This is a genomic window from Kitasatospora sp. NPDC053057, from assembly GCF_044546945.1.
Lineage (GTDB): Bacteria > Actinomycetota > Actinomycetes > Streptomycetales > Streptomycetaceae > Kitasatospora.
On the sequence record NZ_JBITZP010000052.1, the window covers coordinates 1 to 21,234 of the forward strand.

18 protein-coding genes are annotated in these 21,234 nt (G+C 71.3%); 8 read left to right on the plus strand and 10 right to left on the minus strand.

The window, feature by feature from the left end; genetic code table 11:
• Nucleotides 1–42 precede the first annotated feature (42 nt).
• Nucleotides 43–504, plus strand: coding sequence for a hypothetical protein (locus ACIG5E_RS34475; protein ID WP_396540420.1), 462 nt, complete (start codon nt 43–45; stop codon nt 502–504).
• A 189-nt stretch (nt 505–693) separates the two neighbouring features.
• Here ACIG5E_RS34475 and ACIG5E_RS34480 read toward each other — a convergent pair whose 3' ends face one another.
• From ACIG5E_RS34480 to ACIG5E_RS34495, 4 genes are all read right to left on the minus strand, one after another.
• Nucleotides 694–1,488 (minus strand): ABC transporter permease, encoded by a 795-nt coding sequence (locus ACIG5E_RS34480; protein WP_396540338.1) that lies wholly within the window; start codon nt 1,486–1,488, stop codon nt 694–696.
• Nucleotides 1,485–2,438: an ATP-binding cassette domain-containing protein gene (locus tag ACIG5E_RS34485; RefSeq protein ID WP_396540341.1), complete on the minus strand. Its 954-nt coding sequence runs from the start codon at nt 2,436–2,438 to the stop codon at nt 1,485–1,487. The genes ACIG5E_RS34480 and ACIG5E_RS34485 overlap by 4 nt, the downstream gene beginning before the upstream one ends.
• Before the next feature lie 44 nt (nt 2,439–2,482).
• Nucleotides 2,483–3,349, minus strand: a complete 867-nt coding sequence (locus ACIG5E_RS34490) for a DUF4097 family beta strand repeat-containing protein (RefSeq protein ID WP_396540343.1) — start codon at nt 3,347–3,349, stop codon at nt 2,483–2,485.
• 86 nt (nt 3,350–3,435) lie between these two features.
• Nucleotides 3,436–3,939, minus strand: a complete 504-nt coding sequence (locus ACIG5E_RS34495; protein WP_396540345.1) for a hypothetical protein — start codon at nt 3,937–3,939, stop codon at nt 3,436–3,438.
• Between the two features lie 316 nt (nt 3,940–4,255).
• Here ACIG5E_RS34495 and ACIG5E_RS34500 point away from each other — a divergent pair, with 316 nt between their 5' ends.
• Both ACIG5E_RS34500 and ACIG5E_RS34505 read left to right on the plus strand, forming a co-directional pair.
• The gene (locus tag ACIG5E_RS34500; protein WP_396540347.1) at nt 4,256–5,836 is read left to right on the plus strand and encodes an acyl-CoA carboxylase subunit beta; all 1,581 of its coding nucleotides are present in this window, start codon (nt 4,256–4,258) and stop codon (nt 5,834–5,836) included.
• A 526-nt stretch (nt 5,837–6,362) separates the two neighbouring features.
• A complete protein-coding gene (locus ACIG5E_RS34505) occupies nt 6,363–7,034 on the plus strand; it encodes an LmbU family transcriptional regulator (protein WP_396540349.1) in 672 nt (223 codons plus the stop codon).
• A gap of 84 nt (nt 7,035–7,118) precedes the next feature.
• Here ACIG5E_RS34505 and ACIG5E_RS34510 read toward each other — a convergent pair whose 3' ends face one another.
• The 4 genes from ACIG5E_RS34510 to ACIG5E_RS34525 all read right to left on the minus strand — a co-directional run bounded on the left by ACIG5E_RS34510 (nt 7,119) and on the right by ACIG5E_RS34525 (nt 14,345).
• Nucleotides 7,119–7,763 (minus strand): FMN-binding negative transcriptional regulator, encoded by a 645-nt coding sequence (locus tag ACIG5E_RS34510; RefSeq protein WP_396540351.1) that lies wholly within the window; start codon nt 7,761–7,763, stop codon nt 7,119–7,121.
• 390 nt (nt 7,764–8,153) lie between these two features.
• Nucleotides 8,154–10,097: a hypothetical protein gene (locus ACIG5E_RS34515; RefSeq protein ID WP_396540353.1), complete on the minus strand. Its 1,944-nt coding sequence runs from the start codon at nt 10,095–10,097 to the stop codon at nt 8,154–8,156.
• A gap of 37 nt (nt 10,098–10,134) precedes the next feature.
• Nucleotides 10,135–11,310, minus strand: a complete 1,176-nt coding sequence (locus tag ACIG5E_RS34520) for a tryptophan 7-halogenase (protein WP_396540355.1) — start codon at nt 11,308–11,310, stop codon at nt 10,135–10,137.
• Nucleotides 11,307–14,345 carry a LodA/GoxA family CTQ-dependent oxidase gene (locus tag ACIG5E_RS34525; RefSeq protein WP_396540357.1) on the minus strand — a complete coding sequence of 1,013 codons (3,039 nt, stop codon included), beginning with the start codon at nt 14,343–14,345 and terminating at the stop codon, nt 11,307–11,309. The genes ACIG5E_RS34520 and ACIG5E_RS34525 overlap by 4 nt, the downstream gene beginning before the upstream one ends.
• 279 nt (nt 14,346–14,624) lie before the next feature.
• Between ACIG5E_RS34525 and ACIG5E_RS34530 the strand changes: the two genes are divergently transcribed.
• From ACIG5E_RS34530 to ACIG5E_RS34540, 3 genes are all read left to right on the plus strand, one after another.
• Nucleotides 14,625–14,858, plus strand: a complete 234-nt coding sequence (locus tag ACIG5E_RS34530; protein ID WP_396540359.1) for a hypothetical protein — start codon at nt 14,625–14,627, stop codon at nt 14,856–14,858.
• A complete protein-coding gene (locus ACIG5E_RS34535; RefSeq protein ID WP_396540361.1) occupies nt 14,859–15,263 on the plus strand; it encodes a hypothetical protein in 405 nt (134 codons plus the stop codon).
• A gap of 285 nt (nt 15,264–15,548) precedes the next feature.
• Complete coding sequence (locus ACIG5E_RS34540) at nt 15,549–15,812, plus strand: DUF6059 family protein (protein WP_396540363.1); 264 nt, start codon at nt 15,549–15,551, stop codon at nt 15,810–15,812.
• Between the two features lie 37 nt (nt 15,813–15,849).
• On the opposite strand, the gene ACIG5E_RS34545 is transcribed toward ACIG5E_RS34540, so the two are convergent.
• Nucleotides 15,850–17,175 (minus strand): cation:proton antiporter, encoded by a 1,326-nt coding sequence (locus ACIG5E_RS34545; RefSeq protein WP_396540365.1) that lies wholly within the window; start codon nt 17,173–17,175, stop codon nt 15,850–15,852.
• The gene (locus ACIG5E_RS34550) at nt 17,172–18,416 is read right to left on the minus strand and encodes an FAD-dependent monooxygenase (RefSeq protein ID WP_396540367.1); all 1,245 of its coding nucleotides are present in this window, start codon (nt 18,414–18,416) and stop codon (nt 17,172–17,174) included. The genes ACIG5E_RS34545 and ACIG5E_RS34550 overlap by 4 nt, the downstream gene beginning before the upstream one ends.
• A 282-nt stretch (nt 18,417–18,698) precedes the next feature.
• On the opposite strand from ACIG5E_RS34550, the gene ACIG5E_RS34555 reads away from it, so the two are divergent.
• Complete coding sequence (locus ACIG5E_RS34555) at nt 18,699–19,979, plus strand: beta-ketoacyl-[acyl-carrier-protein] synthase family protein (protein WP_396540369.1); 1,281 nt, start codon at nt 18,699–18,701, stop codon at nt 19,977–19,979.
• A complete protein-coding gene (locus ACIG5E_RS34560; protein ID WP_396540371.1) occupies nt 19,976–21,181 on the plus strand; it encodes a ketosynthase chain-length factor in 1,206 nt (401 codons plus the stop codon). The genes ACIG5E_RS34555 and ACIG5E_RS34560 overlap by 4 nt, the downstream gene beginning before the upstream one ends.
• Nucleotides 21,182–21,234: the final 53 nt, after the last annotated feature.

Here is a 21,234-nt window from a genome sequence, read left to right on the forward strand (position 1 = left end):
TCCAACTTGAGTCTCGACACCTCAAGGATCACAGAGGACGGCGTGTTTCACGTCCAGCCGCAGATCAGCGCACCCACACATGCGGCAGGAGAGCCCGAAATAGAGGGAACCATCGAGGTGGCTCTCCGCTGGTGCGACTCCCACGAGGAACGGGTCGCAAGCTATGCCAACAGCCGGCCGACCACCGGCGGCGGCACGCATGAGCTCGGCTTCCGCGACGGCCTGGCGGCCGCGGTCACCGCCTACGCCCGGGAGCAACAGCTGCTCACCCCGTCCGACCCCGACTTCACCCCCACCCAGCTCGGCGCGGGCCTGACGGCGGTCGTGTCCGTGAAGCTCGATCGCCCCGAGTTCGAGGGGGCCACCCGCGACCGACTGGGCAACGGGCCCGTCCGCGCCTGCGTCGCCGACGCTGTCCGAGAGCACCTGGCCGCCTGGCTCCGCGCCAACCCGGCGCAGGCGACCGCGGTCCTCGCCCGGATCTCGATGACCACCCGCCACTGACAGCAGCACACCGAAGACTTGGCGGCCTGGCCGGCTCTGGTTCTCGGCCAGTCTGGGAGCCGAGGTCACCCTGCCGTTCCTTGCCGTCTTCGCCTTCCTGAGCGCACTCCACGCCAGTCTGGCGGGCACCCGCATCCCCTGGTGAGCGGTTCCTCAGTCAGGTGTCCCCGCCCGCCGCAGCTCCGGTGGTCAGTGGTGTCCCCGGGCGTGGAACGCCATGGTGGCCCAGACGAAGCCGACCAGGGTGATGGCGATGAGCCAACCGAGCGCCAAGTAGGCGCTGTTGCCGATCTCACTGCCCATCAGCAGCCCCCGCAGCGTGTCGATCACCGGGGTGAAGGGCTGGTACTCGGCGAACCAGCGGATGCCCACCGGCATCGAGCCGGTCGGAACGAAGGCGCTGCTGACCAGCGGCAAGATCTGCAGCGGCAGCGCCGCGGTGTTGGCGCCACCCGGGCTCTTGGCGGCCGAACCGAAGGCGATGGTGAGCCAGGTGATGGCGAGGCTGAGCAGTGCCAGGAGGCCGATCGCCGCGAGCCACTCGATCGGGGTGGCAGTGGGGCGAAAGCCCATCAGCAGCGCCACGGCGAGGACCAGCACCACGGTCGCCATCGTGCGGATGAAGCCGCCCAGCACGTGCCCGGTGAGCACCGCCGCGCGGGAGATGGGCATCGTACGGAAGCGCCGGACGATGCCCTCCGTCAGGTCGACGCTGACCGTCACAGCGGTGCTCCCGCCGCCGTAACACACCGTCAGGAGCGCCATGGAGGGCGCGATGTAGTTGAGGTAGCCGGCGCGGCCGACCGAAGCGCCGCCCACGCCGCTGCCCAGCGCGCCGCCGAGGATGTAGACGAACAGCAGGAGCAGGATGATCGGCGTGGCCAGGCCCGACACGAGCATCACCGGGTACCGGACGCCGTGCCGCAGGCTGCGGCGCAGCATGGTCATGGTGTCGCTGATGGCGTAGGGGAGGGCGCTACTCATCGGACGGTCTCCTTCGATCCGCTGGAGGGGCTGGTGAGGGCGAGGAAGACATCGTCCAGGTCGGGCGTGTGGACCGTCAGTTCGGTCACGTCGATGGCGGCCGCGTCGAGCTGTTCGAGCAGGTGTCGCAGGGAGTGGACGCTGCCGTCGCTCGGAAGCCGCAGGGCCAGCGAACCGCCGTCGCGGGAGACTTCACCGAGCGTCTCGGTCGCGGCGCGCAGGTGGAACTCATCGTCGAACTGGAGGCGGATGTAGCTGCCCGGGACGCGCCGCTTGAGCTCGGCGGCGGTGCCTTCGGCGACCAGCTTGCCCTGGTCCAGGACGGCGATGCGGTCCGCCAGTTGGTCGGCCTCTTCCAGGTACTGCGTGGTGAGGAAGATGGTGACGCCGTCCTCGACCAGGCGGCGGATCACCTGCCACATGGCGTGCCGGCTGCGGGGGTCGAGACCGGTGGTCGGCTCGTCGAGGAAGATGACGCTCGGCCTGCCGACCAGCGTCATGGCGAGGTCCAGTCGGCGGCGCATGCCGCCGGAGTAGGTCAGCGCCCGACTGCGGGATGCGTCCACCAGGTCGAACTGCTCCAGCAGTTGGTCGGCCCGTCGGCGCCCCTCCTTCCGGCCGAGGTGGTGCAGGTCGGCCATCATGATCAGGTTCTCGCGGCCGGTGAGGAGATTGTCCACCGCGGAGAACTGGCCGGTGACACTGATCGCGGCACGCACGGCTCCGGGGTTCCGCTTGACGTCGTGGCCGGCCACTAAGGCCTGACCGCCGTCGGCGGCGATCAGCGTCGAGAGGATCTCCACCGTGGTGGTCTTGCCGGCGCCGTTGGGGCCGAGCAGCGAGAAGATCGTGCCTGCCGGAACGTTCAGGTCGATGCCGTTGAGGACCATCTTGTCGCCGTAGGACTTGCGCAGCCCGGTGACGGCGATGGCCGTGGGGGGATTGGTCACGCCCCTTCCTTTCGTGATTTCGGGGTGACGAATGTGACTGATGGTCAGACGCGGCGGATGTCGACGTCGCCGTAGATGGTGCGGGCGCGCAGCTCGATGGCCCCGTCGGAGTTCGTGGGCGCGTTCGCCTCGCCCAGCGCGTTGTTCAGACTGCCGATGAGCGTGCGAGCGTCGAGGTGCGCCGAGGTGCCCGCGCGGACTCCGACGCCGACCGAGCCGCGGGTGGTCTCCAGCGCGACCTTGCCCCGGGTCACCTCGCTGACGCGGATGTCGCCGTTGGTGTTCCTGACCTCAACGCTGCCACGGGTACGCCCGATGGAGACATTCCCATTCATCGCATTCAACCGCAGATCGCCGGCGACATCACCCAGGTCGGTCGTCCCGCTGAGGTTTTTGATGGTCGCCGAGCCCTGGATGGTGTCAATCTTCAAGTCGCCATGCGTCGCGGTGATGTCGGCGTTGCCCACGACCCGGTTGACCGTCACGTCGCCGAGCGCGGCCTCCACCCGCAGCGCTGCCGTCTCCTCCAGATCGACGTTCCCGCAGGCGGACTTGAGGCTGAAATCGCCGAGGCGACCCCAGCTCGAAAGGTAGCCCAGGGCGATCTCACCGCGCACGTCGGAGCCTTCCGGCAGTTCGATCGACACGTGGACCGCAGAGTCCTTCTCCTCCTGGGCGTTGCGGTTGCTCCAGCCGAACAGCCCGCGCCGCTGCTTGGGTCCGCGGATCAGCAGCTTGCCGTTGGCGTATTCGACGGTGGTCTGCTCCGCGGCCTTCGCGCTGGCCTCGCTGTCGTTGCTCGGGCGCACCGCGACGACTGTGTCGGACCGCTGGCCGGCCGTGATCTCCACGTCGGCGACGACGAATTCGAGCGAGGCGGAGATGGCGGTGGGAGTCTCGAAGATCGGCATGACATGGCCCTTCTGGCGATTGGCGATTGGTGGTTGGTGTGACGGGTGGTGCGGTGGACCGGTTCGTCCTCAGCGCTTGCGCGGGTCTAGCTGGTCCAGCCCTGGAACTTCTGGTCGCCGCCCAGGCGGCGGCTCGCGGAGCGGCGCCGCCGTTCGGCGGCCTGCACGGCGGTGGCGGCGGAGCGGACGAGCCACGCGTTGGCCGACAGGCCCTCCTCGGCGGCGGACTCGTCCACCTGCACCTTGAGGCGTTCCGGCATCCGCACGGTGATCCGGGACAGCGGGCCTTCCTCGAAGCCGGGCGGCGAGGCGGGTTCGCCGATCGACTCCGGCGTCTCCTCGGCCTGCGGTGCCATCGTCACGACGAAACCGGGGTTGCTGCCGCGGAGGCGGACGTCCACCGAGCCGGTCTGCAGACCTGCGCTGATCTCCTCGGCGGCTTCCGAGACCACCTCCAGGAAGGTGAGCCGGATCGCCGATTCCAGCGGTACGGCGAAGCGTTCCAGGAAGGCTTCCGCCTCCTCGCCACCGGCCGTGCCGGCGACGGCGAGCGCTCTGCTCAGGTTCGTGACGTGCGGCGTGAGGTCCATGACGTCACCGTAGCGTCGTCGATGACGTCACTGCAAGCATCGATGACGCCATCGATGCCGCAGGGTGACGTCACCGGATGTCCGGATGTCCTGTCACCCGGACATCAATGCGTCACCGGCTGCCCGGCGGCCGGGTCGATTTCCGGATTCCCGAAACCTTGACGGAGTTCTTCGCGTGAATCTACGTTGACGATCTGCATGGGCTTCGGCGTCCTGTCGGGGCAGTTGATTGCCAGATTTTCGGAGTCGGGACCAGGAGTTCCCGTCGGGGGTCTCCCCGGCTTGTGGGCATCCTCTCTAAAAACTGAGGTGGCTTATGGCCGTGCGTGAACGGGAAAACGCTGTCAAGGAGCTTCAGAGGCGTCAAGGAGTTGTCGCCGCGCAGGCGGACCGGGCCGCGGAAAGGCAGCACTCCAAGGGGAAGCTGACCGCCCGGGAGCGAATCGACCTGCTGCTGGATCCGGGGTCGTTCGTGGAGCTGGACGCGCTGAGTCGTCCGGCTGCTGCTGCCGGCGAGATCGTGGAGAGCTACGGCGACGGCGTGGTCACCGGGTACGGCAGTGTCGACGGCCGGCCGGTCTGCGTGTTCAGCCAGGACGTCACGTTCATGGGGGGATCGCTCGGCGAGGTTCATGCGCGCCGGATCCTCAAAATCATGGACCTGGCGCTCAAGACCGGCCAGCCGATCATCGGGATCAATGACGGCGCGGGGGCCCGCATCCAGGAGGGGGTGGTCTCCCAGGCGCTGTATGCCGAGATATTCCGGCGCAATGTCAAGGCGTCCGGGGTGGTGCCCCAGCTGTCTCTGATCATGGGATATTGCGCCGGTGGGGCCGCTTATTCCCCGGCGCTCACCGATTTCGTTGTGATGGTCGACCGGACATCGCACATGTTCATCACCGGCCCCGACGTGGTGAAGGCGGTCACCGGCGAGGACATCAGTCTGGAGGAGCTGGGTGGCGGCCACACCCACAGCGCCCGGTCCGGCAATGTGCACTACCTGGCGGCGGACGAGGAGGAGGCCATCCTCTTCGCCAAGGACCTGCTCTCGTTCCTTCCGGACAACAACCTCTCGCTGCCGCGGTCCTGGCCGGGAGACGCACTGGGCGATGATGCCGTCGACTCCGAGGTCGAGCGTCGGCGGAAGCTGGACGAGATCATCCCGGACTCGCCGTCGCAGCCGTACGACATGCGCGACGTGATCGCGGAGGTGGTGGACGAGATCGGGTTGGTCGAGGTCCAGGAGGCGTTCGCCCCGAACATCATCGTCGGGTTCAGCCGGATCGAAGGCGCAAGCGTGGGCATCGTCGCCAGCCAGCCGTTGCATCTGGCCGGCTGCCTGGACATCAACGCGTCGGAGAAGGCTGCACGGTTCGTCCGCACCTGCAACGCCTTCAACATCCCGGTCGTCACCTTCGTGGACGTCCCGGGCTTCCTGCCCGGCACCGAGCAGGAGTGGACCGGGATCATCCGGCGGGGCGCGAAGCTGATCTACGCCTACGCGGAGGCGACTGTTCCGCTGGTCACCGTGATCACACGCAAGGCGTACGGCGCCGGTTACGACGTCCTGGGGTCGAAGCACCTGGGGGCGGACATCAACCTCGCCTGGCCGAACGCTGAGATCGCGGTGATGGGTGCGGAGGGGGCGACGAACATCGTCCACCGCAGGCGCCTGGCGGAGGTCCAGGCGGCCGGTGGCGATGTCGAGGAGCTGCGGGCGACGCTCCGGCGCGAGTACGAGGACAAGCTCTGCAATCCGTACGTGGCGTCGGACCGCGGCTACATCGACGCCGTCATCCAGCCCTCGGCCACGCGCAGCCATGTGGCGCGGGCGCTGCGGAACCTCCGGAACAAGCGCGACCTCTCGCGCGGCGAACGGGGCAACATGCCGCTGTGAGGGCACTGGTGAGGTCGCGTGGGACATCGGAGCGGGTGTTGTGGCAGGAGAGCCGCGACACCCGCTGCCGCTTGTGCGCGCGCGGCGGGCCTGACCGGCCGGGCACGGTCGGCTCACAAACGGTGCTCGGTCGACTGCCTTGGGTGGTCGACCTGGGTAAGTCGCGCCGGGTGTCGACTCCCGGCTTGCCGCCTAAATCACGAACGCGTTTCACTCGTACCGTTCGCGTCTCAGCCGGGTCGGGCACGGAAAATCGGTGCTGGTCCACGGCGACCGGGCTGCGCGCGTCTCGCCGGTATCGGACATGTTGTTTGGGGGAACTCAGTGGATTTCTGTTGGCATCGCGGCACCAGCCGGCAGTTCGGAAAGCCCGGATCCTCGTCGGTCCAGTGACCGTCGTGCAGCCATGGGCCCGGATTGTCGGGATGGATTGCCGATTCGCACGGCTGCCGGTTCGGCCGCAGCCCTCGCGGCTCCTCTTCGTCTGTCCATTTCTTCTCAACGCGGAGGCATGCTGATGAATGCAATGACCGGTTCTGGTGCCGAAACGGCCACCGAGCTGGCTGGAACCACTGTCCCGGTGCATGGCCGCTGGAGGGTCGGTGCGGACAGCCGGCGCGGTGAGGTGCTCACCACCCGGGTCGGCCTGCAGATGCCGTCCGACCTCAGCTTCGACGCCTGGCAGCGCGCGGGCGGCCAACTCGCGGGCGTCGTGGACTCGTCCTCCTGGTGGTTGGGTGACTGGCTCGTCTTCGGCAAGGACCACTATTCCGACCGGTACCAGCTGGGCATCCGCACGGCCGGCCTGAAGTACCAGACGCTGCGCAACTATGCCTGGGTGTCCCGCCGGTTCGACTTCCAGCGCCGACGGGACAGCCTGACCTTCCAGCACCACGCGGAGGTTGCCTCGCTCCCGATCGAGAAGCAGGAGATGTGGCTCGACCGCGCCGAGCAGAAGGGCTGGAGCACCAAGCAGCTGCGCAACTCCATCAGGGCGGCCAATTCGGTGACCGCCCCCGAGCGGTCCCAGCTGGACATGGTCCGGCAGCTGACGCTGCCCGGCAGCCGGATCAATTGGTGGCACCGGGCCGCCGAGCACTCGGGTGTGGACTTCGAGAAGTGGGTGCTGGTGACGCTCGACAACGCGGCGGAGCTAGCCCTGGACGACATGGACGGGGTGACGGCCATCAGCGCCTGACATCCCGCCGGGGCCCGAGAGGGGCACCGGCGGCCGGCTCCGGAGCCATCCTGCACGCGGGCGGCTCCGGAGCCGGTCCTGCGGTCAGGGGAGCCTGCTCATAAGCTCGGCGGTCTCCCGGTGCCCCCCGCAGGCGCGCTGGGCGAAGGACTGCTGGACCCGCTCCCGCACCTCGGGCGCCTGCTCCTGGCTCAGCTTGAACATCCCCTCCGCGCCGGTGACGGTCACTCGGAAGGCGCCGACGCCGGGAACGATCTGCCGGAAGTAGCCGAGGGAGTCGGTCATGTTCCAGCCGGTCCCCAGCCCGGCCTCGAAGGCCTGCACGGTGGCCTTGACCACCTCAAGGGTGTCCTCGATCGATTCGATCTTCTCCACGGTCCCGTGCACGTGCACCGAGGTGAAGTTCCAGGTCGGAGCCGCAGGGCTCTTCTTGTACACGGTCGGGGAGACGTAGCCGTGCGGCCCGGTGAAGGCGAGTAGCACGGTCTGCCCTGCCTGGAGCGACGTCCAGTGCGGGTTCTGCCGGTTCATGTGGCCGAGCAGGGTGGCTCCGGAAAGGTATTCGGCCCACTCTCCGGTCATGGCCGGGTCCGGAATAACGGGCAGATGGGTGGCGAACGGTCCGTTCTGTGGACTGCCGTTAGTCGCCAGCAGGGCCAGCGGATTCCGGCGGATAAGGTCCACCATCCAGGAGTTGTCGGGCTGTCGGTACTGCTCTGGAACGAACATTCGGAAACTTCCTTTCAGCGGTACACCGAAGATGCCTTTCCGATCCGCTGCGGGCAGCATGGAAAGCGCGACTGGGCAATGGCGCGCGTGGTCCCGGCATGTCCCGTTGCCGGGACATCGGTGAATGTCTGTTCGCGTAATTGCACACCCGTCCGAGTCGGCGTCGCAAGTGGACTTGGTGTTCCTGTCAGGAATTTGGTGCGGGGCAGCCGCTACTGCCGAGCAGAACAACCTGCCCACCCTCCGCCCCGCCGCAGCCCTCCACCGCTGGCTGCTCACCCACGGCACCCCACGGCCTGACAAGTCCAACAGCGCACCGATTCGTCTCGGCCGCGAAATAGGCGGCCGCCAACCTGATGGTCAACGGCCGCTTCGTTCGCGTCTGGTGTCTCAGCTCACTTGGAAGCTCTCGATGTCCGACGTCGTACTGGCGAATCCATTGGTCGAGATGACCCTCAGCTCGACCCGCGTTCCCGGGGGGAACTGGGTGCGGTCGACCGAGATCATGGGGTCCTTCAGGCCAACCCCGACAGTCTGCCAGGTCTGCCCGCCGTCGGTGCTGACCTGGGTGGCGAAGGTCTGGCCTTCCTGCTGGGGCTGGCCGAAGTCCAGGTTGAGCCCGAATCGCCCTTCTCCCGCCGTTGCCTGGCGGGCGCCGCGCAGGGCCGGAGGCGGGGCTCCGGGGCGGAAGGTGTCCACGACCTGTCCGCCGACGAGCAGTTCGATCGAGGTGGGGTCGGCCCCCATCGGGAGGACCGCGTCGACCAGGCCGGTGCGTTCCTGTCCCTGCTCCGGGTCCGACGTCAGCTTGACGGTGACTGGGAAGTCGACCGGTGGCGCACCGCCGGCCTGCTGGACGCGCAGAACCACCGGGACCTCGCCGTCCGGGCCGCCGGCGGTGGGTCCGGTGCCGTCCGGGCGTGCGGCCGGGGCCGGCTGGGCCGGCGTTTCGGCGGCCGCCGACACCGGGTTGACGAAGCGGATCGAGCCGTCACGGCGGGTGAGGTCGACCGTGCCGACGACGCTGACGAGTCGTCCGGCGTCGGGTCCCGCGCCCTGCGCCGCTTCGCCGGGCGCGGGCACAGGTGGCGGCGCCGTGGTCACCGAGAGTTTCGGGAACCGGTCGTCAGGGCGGCCGCCGCTCCCGACCGTGGTGACTCTCAGTACGCGCTCGGCAGTCAGGTCCGGAGCCGCCGCCTGGGCTTCGGGCGGCGCCGACGCGCCGGCCGCGAGGGTGTCCTCAGCCAGCAGGCGCTGGCGGATGCCTTCGTACGTGTAGCTACACGGCCATTGGTAGTTGCAGTACGTCATAACATCGTGCCACTGCACACCCGGCCTGGCGGCCATCGGCAGATTGAGCTGGGGGTCGCCGACGTCGAACCCGACGAAGCTGTTGGGGGTGTCGGCGAGCTGTCCGTTCTGGAACGGGTAGTTCTGCAGGTCGTCCTTCGACTCACCGCAGAATCCCGGGTGCTTGCGGCCGAAGGTGTGGCCGAGCTCGTGCCCGCCGTACCAGTCGGCGTAGGAGCCGTCGAAGTCCCAGCCCCAAGTCGCCGCACCGCAGGGCGAGGAGGCGACGGTGGTGGGGTCGGGAGTGGCGGGCACACCGGAGGCACAGCCGCGCAGGAAGAACCCGCCGTCGGCCACCTGGCCGATGTAGTGGGTGCGCCGGTCGGCGCCGGAGCTGATATCGAGGGCGCGGATGGCGGCGAGCTGGGCGTTGGTGTCGGTGCATTGGAAGGGTGGGGTGGCTGTGACATCGATGACGGCGTGTGGCGCCGTGATGACGTCGGCCACTGGGTAGGCGCGCCTGAGCCAGCTGACCAGGAAGTTGTAGTCGGTGTCTCGCGGGGTGTAGGTGACTGGGGGGTTGCCCATGGTGTAGCGCAGTCCGAGGACACGCACCCGCAGCGGCGGGGAGTCCTTGAACCAGACGGACGGGCCGCCGGCCGAGCCGTTGATCGGGACGGCGGCACCGGTCAGGGTGTCGGTCAGGGAGATCGCGCTCACGTTGAGTGCTCCCGCGGCCGTCAGTGCGGGCGGAACGATGAAGTTGAGGCTCAGAGCGGCGTCGGCCCGACGGGTGGGCACGTCCTTGGGCGCGGTCGGATCGAGGGAGATGGTGTTGGCCGAGGAAACGGTGATCGGTGGATCGGTGGGCGACCGGAGCAGGGTCGCGGTGCCTGTGACGCCGGTGGTGGGACCGCTCGCGCCGCTCACGTAGGCGCGGATCACGGTGATCTTGCCGGCGATCAGGGTGACGCTGTGCTGGAGGTCCTGAATGGCCTGGGTGACCTCCACGGCATCCAGTACGGCGAGCGTCTGAGTAGTCATGACTGACCCCTTGGACGAGCGTTCCGGCTCTTTCAGGTTATGTCGATCGGGGGCTGTTCGCCGTTCGGCGGCGGCGCCAGAACGGGCTCAGAGGCCAGCGCTGCTCCTTGTCGTATGTATGCGCATGGTTGCGTCGGTAGGCGGCCGCGATCCCGTCCAGGAACGCTGTGTAGTCGGCGAGCGCGGCGCTGGTCCGCCCTGCGCCGGCGAGGCAGTCGGCCACGGTCCGTCCGGCGCGCGCTCCGGTGTGCAGCGCGGTGAGGATGCCCTGCGAGGAGAGCGGGTCGAAGGCGAGGGCGGCGTCCCCGGCCGCCACCCAGCCGGGCCCGGACGCCGGGGTGAGTCGCAGGCCGTGGGCGGGTGCCCAGCGCGGCACGGGAGTTGCGGTCGGACTGTGCCCGGCCAGGCGGTGCCGAACGTGAACTGTGCGGCTGAGCGCGCGCCAGAAGCCCTGCGGGGTGCGCAGGGAGGGGGCGGCGAGGTCGGCGTCGGTCAGGTGCGCGACCAGCCGCCCGGCCGGGATCCGGGTGGTGTACCACCAGCCGTGCGGCGCCGCCTCCACCAGGGTGCGGGCTTCGACGTCCGCCGGTTGCGACTGGCGGTGGTCCGGGAAGACGGCGTACGCGGCGACGAGCCGGTCCTGCCGCAGCCGGTGGCTGTGGCGGCGGCCGACGACGCAGCGTCGGCCGGTGGCGTCGACCGTCCAGCGGGCGGTCAGCTCCGTCACGGCGCGGGTGGCCCGGTCACGGACGATCAGGCGGTCGTCGAGTCGGTCCAGTACGGCGGCCCGCCGCAGTTCGGCGCCGGCCGCGACGGCCGCGTCCCGCAGGAAGGCGTCGAAGCGGAGCCGGTCGAGGTGCCAGCCGTGCCCGTACGGGTCGAACAGGTGGCTGCGGCCGTACAGCCTCGCCGACCCCCAGGCGGCGTACGTGCCGGTGGAGACGGGGTGGCCAGCGGCCAGGAATCCGTCCAGCAGCCCGAGGTCGGCCAGCAGCGGCCGGGCGGCGGGCGGTAGGAACTCCCCGATCTTGAACACTGGCTTGAACACGGGTCCACCGGTGGCCGGGGTCTGGTCGCCGTCGTCCAGGAGTTGGACGCGGTGGCCGGCCCGGGCCAGGACGAGCGCCGCCACGGCGCCCGCCGGACCGCCGCCTGCCACCACGGCGTCGACGGTTTCGGACGGGCGCGGGCGGGCCGGTGGGCGAGGGCTCACCGGCTCGACCGGAAGCGCTTGACCTTGTCGATGAACCCGGCCGAGACCTCCTCGTCGGGAGCGTCCGTCATGGTGACTGCGGTGGCCACGGCGGCCGCGCCCAGGACCGGGTCGGCGCCGCGGTCCACGTGCACGGTGACCAGGTTGCGCCCGGCCGGCGGGGCGGGCTCGGGCGGGAAGCTCACCTCGGACTCCACGAGGAGCTCCGCCGGGAGACGGGGATCGTCGGTGGGACCGGGCCGGCGCTCGACCACGCCGAGCTTGCCGAAGTCCTGCACCATCGCGTTGATGGCGGCGACGTAGTCGCTGGGCAGCCAGCGGAGCCAGGTCCGCCGATTCTGGAACGCGGCCAGCCGGTCGGCGATCGGCCGGGTGGTGTCGACCACGACGTCGTAGTCCTCCTCGGCGAGCACGTGGTTGGGCACCCTGGCCGGCCAGAAGGTGGGCAGGTACGGGTCGTACGGGCCGAGGCCGAGGGAGACGCTGTACTCGTAGCCGGACCGGCAGCTCGCCGTGTCCGTCTGCCAGGGCACGGCCATCCACCGGGTCAGGTCGCCCGGGCCCTGGGCGTGCAGCGGTCCATCGAGGGAGAGTGCGGTCTCCGGGGTCAGCGTCTGGCCGTAGAAGGGCGGGGGAGGCGCCAGCGGGTCGCGGTGCCGTACCCGGAACGGGCTGCTGTACAGGGTGGTGTGGCGCATCGGCCAGGTCAGCTCGCAGCCGGGGTGGAAGGCGTCGGCGAGGCAGAACGACAGGGCCGCCCGGTCGAGGGTCTCGGGCTGTTCGGCGAACGGGACATCGTCGAGGCCGGCAGGCGGTTCGGCGTTCGGATCGTAGTCGTCGACGAAGTCCCCGCGGGCCCAGCGCTGCAGGAGGCGGTACTGCAACGGGGAGAGCGTCATGTGCTGGCGCACGGACTGGGGCGGCAGGTTCATTGCGTCGCCGTAGACCGCGGGCCAGGGCACGGGTGACACGCCGTCGCGGTCGTAGTTGCGGACGGAGAGCCAGATCTGCCGGCGGAGCTCTCGGTGGACCGGCGAGGGGTCCGCCAGCTCGGCGATCCGGGCAGGATCGAGGAGGTCCTCGCGGCCGCCGAAGCCGAACTGGGTGGCCAGGCCCTTGTTGACCCACTGCAGGCCGGACAGCCGGCGCAGTACCGGCAGCACGTCGCGGGTGAACGAGACCTTCGGTGGTTCGTCGAGCAGTCCGGCGCTGAAGAAGGCCCCGCGCACCAGGTCGTACATCGTGCGCACCGAGACGAGTTCGGGCGCGTAGTTGGGCGGCGCGGTCACCACCCAGGCCGGTTCGACCGGGATCGGCCGTCCGTCGATGCTCACCTCGGCGGTGACCGGGCCGTCGGAGACGTCGTCGTGCCAGCCGTCGTTGTTGGCGAAGGTGTCGGCGGGGGTGCCGGTCGCCGAGGCCGAGAGACCGTGGCCGCCGAGGAAGATCAGCCGGCCGCTGTCGTCGGTGCGCAGCTCCCCGAGGTAGACCGGCTTCTCCATGAACGTGCCGGTGTCGAAACGGTATTCGGGTCGGCCGGAGCGGTTGCGACCGCGTACTGACCGGGGACCCGGGTCGATGGTCAGGAGACCGCGCTGGTCGGCCGGGATCTTGGGATTGCGCAGGTTGCTGGGGTCGGCCTGGCCCGCCTCCGGGATGTCGAAGGCGATCTGGAACTGGTACCAGGCCGCCTTCGAGTTGGCGACGTGCACGGTCCAGCGCAGGTCGGCGTTGTCGGCGGTCAGTTCGGCGACCGGCTCGCCGGCGGCGTTGTAGCCGTAGACCCGGAACCGGACGGCCTGGCGCTTCAGAGCGCCGGTGACGTCCTTGTAGCTCCCGGCAGGCAGCGGGGCCGGCTCGTCGACCTCGGGGGCGAGGACGAAGTCGTCCATCATGCTGTCGCCGACCCGGGCCACGCCGATGGCCGGGTGCACGGCGGCCCGGACGATCCGGGTGTCGCGGGCCGCCGGCGGGGTGATCTGCGGGCGGGCCGGGCCGGGCTCGGCCGTCGGGACGCCGTTCACGTCGCGGCGTTGTTCGGCCGACGCGAGGTAGACCGTCTTGCGCACCTCGCCGATGCTGCCGATCGGGCGGTGCTCCGCGAGACTGTGCCACGGGTTGAGGGAGAGGTTCTCGCCGTACGTGGCCTGGCCGCGGACGGTGACGTCCTGCTGTTGGAGGGTCAGCCGGGCCACCTTTACGGGGGCGCTCTCGGACTCCTCCCAGCGCACGGTCGCCATGTCCAGAGGCATTCTCTCGTCGTCGGTGCGGAACTGGAGCATCAGGTCGAAGGCCGCCGGACCTGCCGCGAGCCGGTGGACCAGGTCGGCGCCGAGGTAACCGGGGTTCTCGTCGGGCGGCGTCGCGGCCGGGTCGCCGGGTTGGCAATCGGCGGGCACCAGCTTGTACTTGACGAAACGGTCGGCTCCGAAGGCATAGGGGAGCACGCCCCAGTAGGTGGCGGTCAGCACGCTCTGCTCCACCTTGGCCATCGCGTCGAGGATCTCGCGGGTGACCGGGTGGGCTTCCAGATACCTGTCGTAACTGCCGTCGATGACACCGGCCTTGGTGAACTCGCACATGTCCTGGGCGGTGTCGACGAAGAAGACGTCGTGGTTCTGCAGCAGTAGGTCCTGGGTGCCGGCCTCGGTGTAGTCGTCCAGCAGTTTCGGGCCGGGCACGCCGAACAGCTTGATGCCGATGCCGAGGGTGGTCTTCAGGTCGGGAAGGCCGGGCACGGTGTCGCTGGAAAACCGCACCCAGGCGGTCAGGCCGCCGGGTTGGGTACGGGCGGCCTCCAGGAACCCGACGCGCAGCTCGGCCGGCAGGTCGTCGGCGACCGCGAGCGTGCCGCGGGCGACGCCGTGCGGCTTGAGGAACACCGGCCGTTTGACGGGATCCTGGCCGCGGGCCATTCGCACGCCCTGGGTCAGGTCCACGAACATCTGCTTCAGGGCACCGGCCGAGTCCTCGGCACAGCCTGGAAGGGGCGGCATCCCCGCAGTGTCGTCGAAGGGTTCGGGGGTCCCGATCATGCTGTGCTCCCGTCGGTGCGGTGGTGGGTCGGGGCCGGCGAAAGCGCGGTCGGTACCGCTCGCGGCTTCCGGGCCCCGTCCAGCGTGCACGAACCTTCGGGGGATGGCGCGTCGGAGTACGCCCGAACCGACCAGGAGGCGGGCCCGGAGCGGGCCGGCTCACTCCAATCGGCCAGCAGCGGTCGCCCACTCCGGGCCCCGGTGACAGCGTCGTCGGTGGGCCGGCGCCGCCAGCGGCCGGCCGTCCAGTCCGAGGGAAGTCCGAGGGAAGGAAGGGTCATGGCCAGAGAAGGACTGCGCGTCACCGTCCAGGGTGATCTGCCGCACGACGTGCTGGAGAGGATCGGGGACTCGGTGCGCCGGGCCGTCCTCGACGAGGTCGCGGAGCTCGACCTGACGCCGCCGCTGCGTGAGGTGCCGTTCGGCAACGCGAAGAGCCCGGCCCACGACGCGGCGGACGCCTTGATCAATCGGCCGGGTCCGGTCGGGATCGCCATGGCGCCGGAGGAGTAGATGGGCGCCGCCGAAGCCGGGTCCGGGACGACCTGCCCGAGCAGCCTGTGCGCCCCGGGCCACCTGCTGCTCGGCATCGTCCGGCCGGACGGGACCGTCGCCGCGCTGCGCCGGCCGCTGACGGTGGACGCCGACTTTGTAGCCCGAGCCTCCGCGCCGGGCCGGCGCCCGCCGGAGGCGCGGTTCCGCTTCGCCGGGCCCTGCGTCGGACCGGCCTGCGGCCAGTGGGCGGAGGAGCGCTGCTCGCTCGGCGACGCTGTGGCGCACGCAGCGCACGAGGCGGGCGTGGACGCCTCGGGCACCCCGCTTCCCCCGTGCGCCGTCCGCCCCACCTGCCGCTGGTGGCAGCAGGGCGGCCCGGCCGCGTGCCACGTCTGCGACCACCTGGTACACACCTCCAGCTGAAGGGGTGACAGCTCCCAGTCACCGGCAGTAGCTGCGGCGGGGTGGTCAGCCCTGGGACCACTTTGGAACCACACGTGCTGTTCGGAGGCCGCCCGGCGGGCCTGTTCTCCCGGTTCTTCGGCGATGGCCGTGTCGGAATCGTCGGCGTCATGGGCACCCGCAGCTCCGACAGCGCCGTCGTCATGGTCTAGCGGCTCCCAGGGTGCCGGGGTGCCCTTCGCCGTGCCCGGCGCCCCTCCCGTACCGCTCGAGCCGCGCTTCAAGACCGGTCGCCATGCTCGGCGGATGCGCGAACCGAACGAACGGCTCCTCGATCTGCTGGCCGTGCTCCTGTGCGGGCTGGCGGCGCTGGGGCAGATGGCCGGCTACGCGGCCCCGCCGCCGCAGCCCCGGCCGGACCGGCGGCCCGGGGAGCCGGGCGGCCCTGCCGGGGACGGCCCGCCACCGGGGCACCCGGAGCGGCTGCGCCCCGACGTGCCGCTCAGCCCGGTCGAGCGGCGGCTGACCCGGCGGCTGCGCCGGGTCTCCGGGTGGACGGAGCCGCCGTGAAAGGCGCGCCGCCCCGGGGCCCGTGGCCGGCCCGTCCTCAGGAGGGCGCCCGTGAGGCCTGCGCCGCCTCGGGCGCCGGATCCGGGAGCGTGCCGGATCCGGCGGAGCCCGCCGTGTGGCGCTCCAGGAGCGGCCCCGTCATCAGCGTCGTGACCAGGGCCATCACCACCATGGCGGTGAACATCCGGGTGTCGATCACCCCGAGCCGGTGGCCCACGTTGAGGATGACCAGCTCCGTCAGGCCCCGGGCGTTGAGCAGGATGCCGAGCACCCGCGCCTCGCGCCGGCTTGAGCCGGTGGCCCGGGCGGCGGCGACCGCACCGACGAACTTGCCGGCGCACGCCGCCACCAGCACCGCCGCCACGACGGCCAGGCCGCGCAGCCCGAGGCCGGTGAGATCGACGGCCAGGCCGGTCACCGCGAAGAAGGCCGGCAGCAGCAGGAGACCCGCCCGCTCGATCTGCTCCGGGATGTCGGGCGCGATCGCCTCGATCCGGTCCCGGGGCACCGCCGCACCGAATATGAACGCCCCGAACACCGCGTCCAGGCCGATCTCGGCCGTGACCCAGGCGGTGATCAGGGTGCCGGTGACGAGCACCGCGTGGATCCACGGCCGGGGGAGGGGGCGGCGCCGGCCGGGGGCGAGCAGCCGGGAGAGGAGCGGACGGACGACGCCGACCAGCACCAGGACCACCACCGCCGTGTCGAGCGCCAGCCGTCCCAGCGACCAGAGGCCCTTGGCCTCCACCACCGCCACCACCACCGCCAGTGCGCACCAGGCGAGGAAGTCCTGGAAGGCCGCGCAGGCCAACGACAGGCTGCCGAGCGGGTCGTGCTGCATCCGTCGCTCGGCGATGATCCGGGCCAGGACGGGGAAGGCCGTGATGGACATCGCCGCGCCCAGGAACAGGGCCGGGCCGAGCCACCCGTCGGTGCTCAACTGGGCCTTGTCGAACCAGGGGTAGAGCAGCACCGCGAGCCCCACGCCGAGCGCGAACGGCAGGGCCACCGAGCTGAGCGACACCGCCGTCACGCGGCGCCCGGCGCCGCGCAGGTGGCCGACGTCGAAGCGCAGGCCGACGGTGAACATGAAGAGCACCAGGCCCAGTTGGGACAGCACCCGCAGGTAGGACTGGACCTCCGCCGGGAACAGTGAGGCGTCCAGGTGCCCCGGCAGCAGCCCGAGCAGGCTGGGCCCGAGGGCCAACCCGCCGACGATCTCCCCCATCACGACGGGCTGGCGCACCCGGGCGGCGATCCGGCCGCAGACGAACGCGCTGGCGAGGACGACGGCGAGGGCGAGGAGCACCCCGCTCGCCGTCGCCGAGTCGCCGGGGGCGGCGATCGCCGCGCGGCCGCTCACCGCCCCGCCCCGGCGAGCAGATCGGCGCGCAGCCGGACGGGCGCGGTGCCGAAGGCGATCCGGCGCAGCACGGCCCCGTACAGCGGAGTCCTGGACACCAGCGCCGCCGCCCGGGGGCGCACCCTGGAGGAGATGCGCCCGGTGGAGAGCATCATGCGGCTCTGGACCTGCTGGATCCGGGTGATCCGTTCCACTTCGGGGCGGCGTTGCCGTTCGTACGGGCCGAGCCGGGCCGCGCCGGCGTCGCCGCTGCGGACGGCCTCGACCAGCACCGGGTGGGCCGCGACGGCGTCACGGATGGCCAGGTTGATCCCCTGGGCGCCGATCGGGCTGTGGGTGTGGGCGGCGTCGCCGATCAGGAGCAGGCCGTCGCGCACCCAGTGCTCGGCGCTGCCGGAGAAGACGTCCAGCAGGGAGACGTCGCCGAAGCCGGTGATCTCCTGGCGGATCAGGTCGGCGTACTCCGGTGCGGCGTCGACGAGTTGGGTGACGATGTGGCCGATGCCGCGGTCGGCCAGCTTGCGGAAGCCGCCGTGCGGAAGGGTCCAGCCGAGCTGGAGCGCGTCGGGCACCGAGCGGTAGCTGAGTACCGGATTGCCGCCGGCCCGGAAGACCCGGACGTCGCACGGGCGCCGGGTGTCCGTGCGCGGCGGTGTGCTCAGCCGGAACCACAGGACGTCCTGGCTGAACAGCTCCTGGCGCCGGTAGCCGATCCCGGCGAGCGAGCGGACCTTGGAGAAGCGGCCGTCCGCGGCGACGACGCAGCGGGCCCGCACCACCCGGTCGGGGGAGCCGCCCGCGCCGCCCGCGACCACACCGCGGACGAAGCCGCCTTCCTCGATCAGGGCGGTGGCCTTGGCGCCCGCGAACTGGCGGAACCCTTCGTGGCGTTCGCAGGCCGTGAGCAGTTCGGTCAGCAGGTGCCGCTGGGGCAGGCTCAGCAGGCAGTTGTACGGCCCGGGCAGGCGCCGGTAGTCGCCGTCGATGAGGACGCGTCCGTGCTCCTCGAGCAGGAAGCGGTCGTGCTCGACGGCGCCGTGCGCCCGGGCCGGGCCGAGCACGCCCAGCTCGTCCAGCAAGGCCTGGCCGCCGGGTTGGAGGATCTCGCCGCGGTAGGCCCGGTCCAGGGAGCGGCTGCGTTCCAGCACGGTGACGCGCAGGCCGGAGCGGACCAGCAGCAGGGCGAGGGTCAGCCCGGCCGGGCCGCCGCCGACCACGCAGATGTCGGTGTCGATGTCCATGCGGCCAGACGCTAGGGGGCGCCCTTCGACGCCGGTTCGCGTCGTCTTCCCGCCGCCGTGCGCGCGGCGCCGCCGCCGTCGTGCGTGCGGCCCTTCCCGCCACGGCGGGACGGCTGGCGCCGGAGGCGCGTGGACGGCGGCTCGAAGCCGCCGCGAACGCCTGCCAGGACGATCTGATCCGGCTCAAGTCCCCGCCCGCCCGAGCCCGCGGGTGGGGCGGACGGACAGGAGGTCAGGGCATGACGCCGGACACGCACGGGGAGACCGACAGGGGGAGCAGTGGTGGGAGTTGACGACGGCCGCCGGCGCGTGGTGGTCACCGGGATCGGCGTGGTGGCACCGGGCGAGGTGGGCACCAAGGCGTTCTGGGGGCTGCTGACGGCCGGCCGGACCGCGACCCGGACGATCTCGAACTTCGACCCCTCGCCGTTCCGGTCCAGGGTCGCCGCCGAGTGCGACTTCGACCCGCAGGCCGCTGGACTGACGCAGCGCCAGATCCGTCAGTGGGACCGCACCGCGCAGTTCGCGGTGGTCGCCGCGCGCGAGGCGCTGGACGACTCGGGGGTGTCGGGCGTCAACGACCCGATCCGCACCGGGGTGATGGCCGGCACCGCCTGCGGGATGACGATCAGTCTGGACCGCGAGTTCGCCGTGGTGAGCGACGAGGGCCGCAAGCGGCTGGTCGACGACGCGCACGGCGTCCCGTACCTCTACGATTACTTCGTCCCGTCCTCGATGGCCACCGAACTGGCCTGGCTGGTCGAGGCGGAGGGCCCGGTGGGCGTGGTGTCGACCGGATGCACCTCGGGGATCGACGTGATCGCACACGCCTGCGACCTGATCCGCGACGACGCGGCCGACGTGATGCTGGCCGGCGCCTCGGACGCGGCGATCTCCCCGATCACGGTGGCCTGCTTCGACGCGATCAAGGCGACCACACCGCGCAACGACGAACCCGAGAGCGCCTCGCGCCCCTTCGACCTGACCCGCAACGGCTTCGCCCTCGGCGAGGGCGCGGCGATGTTCGTGTTGGAGGAGCGGGAGCACGCGATCCGGCGCGGCGCGCACATCTACGCCGAGGTCACCGGCTACGCCGGGCGCTGCAACTCCTACAGCATGACCGGGCTGCGGGTCGACGGGAACGAGATGGCCGAGGCGATCCGGGTCGCGCTCGGCCGTAGCCGGATGAACCCCGAGGACGTCGGCTACGTCAACGCGCACGGCTCGGCGACCAAGCAGAACGACCGGCACGAGACCGCCGCGTTCAAGCAGAGCCTGGGCGACCACGCCTACCGGGTGCCGGTCAGCTCGATCAAGTCGATGATCGGGCACTCGCTGGGCGCGGTCTGCGCCCTGGAGTTCGCCGCCAGCGCGCTGGCGATCGAGCACTCGGTGGTGCCGCCCACGGCCAACCTGCACGTGCCCGACCCCGAGTGTGACCTCGACTACGTGCCGCTGGTGGCACGGGAGCAGCGGGTGCGCACGGTGCTCAGCGTGGCGAGCGGCTTCGGCGGCTTCCAGAGCGCGATCGTGCTGGCCGAGCCGGAATGGAGCCGGGGATGACCGACGTCGTGGTGACCGGGATCGGCGTGGTGGCGCCGAACGGCTGGGGCGTGGCGGAGTACTGGGGCGCCACGCTGGCGGGCCGGTCCGGCCTCGGGCCGCTGACCCGCTTCGACTCCACCGGGTACCGGGCGCACGTGGCCGGGGAGGTGAACTTCACGCCCGAGGAGCACCTGCCGGGCCGACTGCTGCCGCAGACCGACCACATGACCCGGCTGGCCCTGGTCGCGGCCGAGGAGGCGCTGGCCGACGCGGGGGCGGACCCGACGACGATGCCGGACTTCTCCGCCGGCGTCGTGACGGCCGCCTCGGCCGGTGGCTTCGAGTTCGGCCAGAAGGAACTCCAGGCGCTGTGGAGCAAGGGCCCGGCCTACGTCAGCGCCTACCAGTCCTTCGCGTGGTTCTACCCGGTCAACACCGGGCAGATCTCGATCCGGCACGGCATGCGCGGCCCCGGTTCGGCCCTGGTGGCCGAGCAGGCGGGCGGGCTGGACGCGCTGGCCAAGGCCCGCCGGCACGTCCGCGAGGGCACCGCGCTGATGCTGGCCGGCGCGGTGGACGGCTCGCTCTGCCCCTGGTCGTGGCTCTGCCTCACCCGCAGCGGCACGCTCAGCCCCCGGCGGGACCCGCGGCGGGCCTTCCTGCCCTTCGATGCCGACGCCTCCGGCGGGGTGCCGGGCGAGGGCGGCGCACTGCTGGTGCTGGAGACCCCGGAGCGCGCCGCCGAGCGCGGGCAGCACCGCCACTACGGGCGGATCGCCGGCTACGCGGCCACCTTCGACCCCCGACCCGGTTCCGGGCGCCCGCCCGGGCTGCGCCGGGCGATCGACACGGCGCTCGCCGACGCCGGGATCGGCCCGTCCGACGTCGACGTGGTCTTCGCCGACGCCAGCGGCGTGGCCGAGCAGGACCGCGCCGAGGCCGAGGTGCTGGGCGCGGTGTTCGGCCCGCGCGGGGTGCCGGTGACGGCGCCCAAGACGATGACCGGCCGGCTGCTGGCCGGCGGCGCCCCGCTGGACGTCGCGGCCGCGCTGCTCTCCCTGCGGGATGGGGTGATCCCGCCGTCCGTGCACATCGGCCGGCCGGCCCACCCGGACCTCGACCTGGTGCGGGACCGGCCGAGGCCGGCCCGGCTGGGCAGCGCGCTGGTCCTCGCCCGCGGCCACGGCGGCTTCAACAGCGCTCTCGTGCTGACCAGTTGACCGGGCCGGCCGACCGCCCGGCCGACCCTCCGGATCCGACAACCGACCCACCG